We start from the raw sequence: 2,848 nt of genomic DNA, 5'->3' as shown, positions 1-2,848 counted from the left end.
CTACTCTCGAGCCTGTCCGCTCCGACGCCGGAGAAGGACGGCGTCAAAGACACCCGCACTCCGGCATTACGGCGGGCCGACGGGTTTTGTGAACTACTGCGCCGGTACGAGCGGGCAGGGTTGGGTCCGATCGAGGGTGGGGTGAAACCGCACATCACGGTCACCGCCAGCACCAAAGACATGACCGACCTCAAAGCATTGAAAGATCTGTTGCCGTCCACCGAGGAGTTGGGGTTCGCTTGGACGGATTGGATAGGTCCGATCAGTCTCGACACCGCCCGGATGCTGGCCTGCGACTGCACCGTGACCCGGATCTTGTTGGACGAGAATGGTGTTCCGCTCGACTGCGGTAAGGAAGTGCGAACGGCGACGGTTCCGCAGCGGCGGGCGTTGGCGGTGCGTGATGGTGGGTGTGCGTTCCCGGGGTGCGGGACGCCGTCGGGGTGGTGCGATGCTCACCATATCGTTCATTGGAATGATGGTGGCCCAACGGATCTCGACAATCTGATCTTGTTGTGCGGTCATCATCATCGGACGCTGCACCACACCGAGTGGAGAGTGGAGATCGGACCGGATCGGAAGTCGCTGTTCTATCCGCCGATGTCCGTTGACCCGAATCAGCACCCGATCGGCGGGAACAGCCCACCCACAGCAGCCTGAACCGCGACAACTGAATACGTACACACCGGGGCATCGCCATGCCCCGGCGCTGACGCGCGTTTTTGGTCAAATCCCAGCCCCTCAGATCCCGGCCCTTCGCACGAGAGCGTCGGTGACAGAAGGGGAAACAACGTCGATTGCCCGGAGAAGTCCCGCGTACCGCGGATATATCTCGGCGGGGCGAGTGTTGATCGCCCGCAAGATCCACGACGCAGCTTGATCGGCTGTCAGCGCCGGCTGGCTCACGTAGTCAGCCGTCGGCGCGATCATCGGTGTTCGTATGAGCGGGAATTGCACCGTCGTGACATCGACACCGGTGCCGTGACACTCCGCTCCGAGGCTTCGACCGAAGGCACTGAGAGCAGACTTCGACGCGTGATAGGCGCTGAACCTGGGCATCACCCCGGCAGTAACTCCCCAGGTTCCGACGTTGATGATGTGTCCGGACTTCGCCTCGAGCATTGCGGGCAGCAGACGCAACGTCAGTCGTGTAGGTCCGAAGTAGTTCAGTGCCATGGTGCGCTCGTAGTCGTGGAATCGGTCCACCGAATCCAACGCACTACGCCGGATCGAGCGACCCGCATTGTTGACGAGGATGTCGATCGACCCGAATCGATCCGCAATCGTCTCCGCGAGTTCGTCGACGGCTTCCCCGCGGGAGAGGTCCGCAGGCACGATGTGTGCCCATCCCCCTCTGCGGTGAATCTCGTCCCGCACGTGTTCGAGGTTTTCCTCACCGCGCGCAACCAGGATCATCTCGGCCCCTCGGCGGGCCAAGAGATGAGCAGTCGCCTCACCGATCCCCGAGGAAGCTCCTGTCAGAACGATCGTCTTGTCGGAGAGCGTGACGCCACGCGACGGAACAAGTGAGCGCAGACGCGTCGGCGGACTCAATGCAAGATTGCTGAGAATCGATCTGATCACGTCGGCCTCGGTTCAATCTTCGCGTGCGATTCGGTGCGAACCCGTCCCTGAACAGCCCACTTCGGACGCACCCGCGGAAATTACTCAAAAGTAAGTTATGGCGCCGTTTCGGCCGTGTCAAGAATTCGTCGAGATTCAGGAGTATCTGCCACTAGCTTTTCCTGATACCTCGGGTTACATTAAACCCAGACCGAGTGCCAGCGATCACACAACCGGCCCTCGATTCCACCGAATACCGCGAGAAACACCAGCGGTGACCGAAACGAAGAGGAGACGCCATGACGCTCACATCGCCGCTCGACAAGCGCGCAGAAGCATCCGACGACTCGTACAACGAGACGCTTCGACTCCTGTCCGAGGGCTCGGTGCACAAGCACTTCGACCCGTACCTCGACATCGACTGGGATTCCCCCGAGTTCGCCGTCGTCCCCAACGATCGCCGCTGGATCCTGCCGGCCGAGACAGACCCGCTGGGTGCACACCCCTGGTACCAGGCGCAGTCCGAGGCCAAGCAGATCGAAATCGGTATGTGGCGCCAGGCCAACGTCGCGAAGGTCGGTCTCCAGTTCGAGAACATCCTGATCCGCGGCATGATGCAGTACGTCTTCACGCTGCCCAACGATTCGGCCGAGGCGCGCTACTGCACGCACGAGTCCGTCGAAGAGTGCAACCACACGATGATGTTCCAGGAGATGGTCAACCGCATCGGTGCCGACGCTCCCGGCATGAGCCGTCCGATGAAGATGCTTGCACCCTTCATCCCCCTTGCTGCGGGTCCGTTCCCCGAACTGTTCTTCGTCGGTGTCCTCGCCGGTGAAGAGCCGATCGACCACATTCAGAAGAGCATCCTGCGCGCCGGCGGCCAGATCCACCCGATCATGCAGTCGGTCATGGCTATCCACGTAGCCGAGGAAGCACGTCACATCTCGTTCGCGCACAAGCTTCTGAGTCGTCGCATCCCGCTGATGTCACGCCCGAACCGGTTTGTCCTCTCGCTGCTGTTCCCGATCGTCATGCGCATTCTCTGCGACGCCATCGTCATCCCGCCGAAGTCCTTCTGGAAGCAGTTCGACATCCCGAAGTCCGTGAAGAAGGACCTGTTCTGGGATCTGCCCGAATCGCGTCAGACCCTGCGCAACTACTTCGGCGACGTCCGCATGCTGGCCACCGACACCGGCCTGATGAACCGTGCCTCGCGATTGGTGTGGAAGGCCTGCAAGATGGATGGCCGCGCATCACGCTTCCGTAGCGAACCCCACCGCAG

General features: G+C 61.4%; 3 protein-coding genes. 2 read left to right on the top strand and 1 reads right to left on the bottom strand.

What is annotated here, in order from left to right; translation table 11 throughout:
- The coding region (locus ACSW29_RS31205) for a DUF222 domain-containing protein (RefSeq protein WP_448279027.1) at positions 1-660 on the top strand (660 nt) is incomplete at its 5' end.
- Between the two features lie 81 nt (positions 661-741).
- On the opposite strand, the gene ACSW29_RS31200 is transcribed toward ACSW29_RS31205, so the two are convergent.
- Positions 742-1,572 carry an SDR family oxidoreductase gene (locus tag ACSW29_RS31200; protein WP_448279028.1) on the bottom strand — a complete coding sequence of 277 codons (831 nt, stop codon included), beginning with the start codon at positions 1,570-1,572 and terminating at the stop codon, positions 742-744.
- Positions 1,573-1,862: 290 nt separating this feature from the next.
- Here ACSW29_RS31200 and ACSW29_RS31195 point away from each other — a divergent pair.
- The coding region (locus ACSW29_RS31195) for an AurF N-oxygenase family protein (RefSeq protein ID WP_448279026.1) at positions 1,863-2,848 on the top strand (986 nt) is incomplete at its 3' end.

The organism is Rhodococcus sp. GB-02 (assembly GCF_053470465.1).
This window is presented reverse-complemented; position numbering and strand designations above follow the sequence as displayed.